This window comes from Anaerolineales bacterium (assembly GCA_022866145.1).
Lineage (GTDB): Bacteria > Chloroflexota > Anaerolineae > Anaerolineales > E44-bin32 > PFL42.
On the sequence record JALHUE010000349.1, the window covers coordinates 1 to 2,244 of the forward strand.

At 64.3% G+C, this 2,244-nt stretch carries 4 protein-coding genes; 3 read left to right on the forward strand and 1 reads right to left on the reverse strand.

Annotation, left to right across the window (positions count from 1 at the left end):
- Positions 1-31 precede the first annotated feature (31 nt).
- Complete coding sequence (locus tag MUO23_10780) at positions 32-832, forward strand: trypsin-like serine protease (GenBank protein MCJ7513439.1); 801 nt, start codon at positions 32-34, stop codon at positions 830-832.
- 108 nt (positions 833-940) lie between these two features.
- On the opposite strand, the gene MUO23_10785 is transcribed toward MUO23_10780, so the two are convergent.
- Positions 941-1,096, reverse strand: coding sequence for a hypothetical protein (locus tag MUO23_10785; protein MCJ7513440.1), 156 nt, complete (start codon positions 1,094-1,096; stop codon positions 941-943).
- A gap of 367 nt (positions 1,097-1,463) precedes the next feature.
- Between MUO23_10785 and MUO23_10790 the strand changes: the two genes are divergently transcribed.
- Together MUO23_10790 and MUO23_10795 are read left to right on the forward strand one after the other, a co-directional pair.
- Positions 1,464-1,853, forward strand: coding sequence for a metalloregulator ArsR/SmtB family transcription factor (locus MUO23_10790; GenBank protein ID MCJ7513441.1), 390 nt, complete (start codon positions 1,464-1,466; stop codon positions 1,851-1,853).
- Positions 1,854-1,930: 77 nt separating this feature from the next.
- Positions 1,931-2,244, forward strand: a 314-nt coding sequence (locus MUO23_10795) for a hypothetical protein (protein ID MCJ7513442.1), incomplete at its 3' end; no start/stop codon positions are given.

The following is a 2,244-nucleotide window of genomic DNA, read 5'->3' on the forward strand; positions in this document are numbered from 1 at the left end:
CCGACCATCTCTTGCCGGAGGAGGCAATCTTATGCGACGGAACGTTCTGATTGTGTTAGCGGTGGTGGCATTGCTCGCGGCCACCGTCGTCCCGGCCCTGGCCATCACGGACGGGGAGCCAGATGGGAACGGCCATCCGTACGTCGGTTTGATGGTAGCCCAGGACAAGGACGGGGATCCACTCTGGCGCTGCAGCGGCACGCTGCTCTCGCCGAAGATCTTCCTGACCGCCGGGCACTGCACCGAAGCGCCGGCGGCGCATGTTGAGATCTGGTTCGATTCCGACGTCGAATCCGGCATGCCGGGAAACGGCTATCCGTATGATGGGCAGGTCGGCGGGGCACCCTACACGCACCCACAGTACGACCCCAGTGCCTTCTTCCTGTATGACCTCGGCGTCGTTGTCCTCGACAAGCCACTCAAGATGAAGACATACGGCGCTTTGCCGAAGCTGAACGTACTGGACCAGTTCAAGACTGACAAGCAGGATGTCACCTTCACCGCCGTCGGCTATGGCCTGCAGAAGGCGTTCCCCGACGCGGCCGCCTGGAAAGAGGTGGCGCAGCGCGTGCGCATGGTTGCCTATCCGCGCCTGATCCAGATCAACGGCGGGATTGTGGGCGACTCCTCGCTGATGCTGTCGAATAACACAAACACCGGTGGAACCTGCTTTGGCGACTCGGGCGGTCCGAACTTCATCGGCGACACGAACGTGGTCGGCGGCGTGACCTCGTTCGGCATGAACGGGACCTGCGGGGGCACGGGCGGCGTGTACCGTGTCGACCGGGCGGATGACCTCGACTGGCTTGCCACCTTCGGGGTCAAGCCGTAACTCTCTCCTGAGAGCGCGATTTTGCGCTGTAAGCAAGTGGGCCGTTCCCATTTGGGAACGGCCCTTCGCATTCTCGCGAAAGCTGCGGGCTATGGCAGCCCGCTGCCGCTATCGCTTCGAGGCGAGCGATCCAATCGCCTGCATGAACGTGCCGGCAATCAAGGCGCCTGACTCGGCCCGATGCGGAGCTGGCTGCCTCTGTTCCCCGGTGGTCAGCGATGCGAGCAGGCCGCGGAACAGGGTGCGCGAAATCCTCGGGTTCATCGCAACACCTCCCGGCGTTCGGTCTGGGGTTTCAGTGGGGCTCCCCCCGGAGTAGAAGGGTGGGCGTGCGGAGTAATGCCAGTCTAGGGTCGACCGAGCCCGACTTCAAGAGGCAACATGCCCGCTCACTTGGTTGCGGGCTCCCCGGGATGGCACTGGGCGGTGTCTCCACCAACCCGGCATGGGGCACAGACCGTGCGGGTCCTTCGGTCGCCACACCCTGCCTGCACGAGGCAGCCCCATGGGCGGCCGGCCCGAATCGGAGACAGCTGTTCATAAAGGATTAGGGACGAGTGTCACCTACCTGCCCGGGCCCCCCAACGTACAATGTATTCGGAATATGGAATATTACTCATGGAGGCGGCCGATGGAAGGCTATGTTGCTGCCGGTGATCTGCTCAAGGCTTGTGGACACCCGGTCCGCCTCCGGATCTTGGAGGTCCTGCTCCAGGATGGAGAGGCTTGCGTCTGTCATCTGGAGGCGCAGCTTGGGCAGCGCCAGGCGGCGATGTCACAGCATCTCTCCCGCCTGCGCCAGGCTGGGCTGGTGACCGACCGGCGGGACGGCTGGAACGTGTACTACTCGGTCGCCGAATCCTCGCTGGCGCCGCTCCTGGCGGCTGCCAGGAGGACGGCTGACGGGGTAGCAAGAAGCAATGGCAGGCGGCTTACGTTCCAAGCGCCCAGCCGCCGATCGGGCAAGGCGTGTCCCTGCCCACGCTGTGGGGAGACGGTGGCGGAGCCGGCCGCCGGCTGACCAAACCGGCCAGCGGCCGGGGTGGAGGATTCTTCCAGTTCTGACGAAGCGACGCGTTTTGTCTATGGGAGTGACCCATGCCTGAGTACCTGGAGACCACCGTCGACAAGTTCATCTTCCGAGTAGCGGCCGACCGCGCCTACAGTCGCGAGGGACTGTGGGCCCTGGCCGAAGACGGGCGCGTGCGGATCGGCCTGTCGGACTACCTGCAGCAGAGAAGCGGGGACATCGCTTTCGCCGAGGTCAAGCCTGCCGGGACGATCCTCTCCGCCGGCGACGAACTGGCGGCCATCGAGACGATCAAGGTCAACATCGTCCTGCCCTCGCCCGTCACCGGCAAAGTCGTGGAGGTCAATCCATCCATGGCCGATGCGCCGGAGGTTGTCAATCA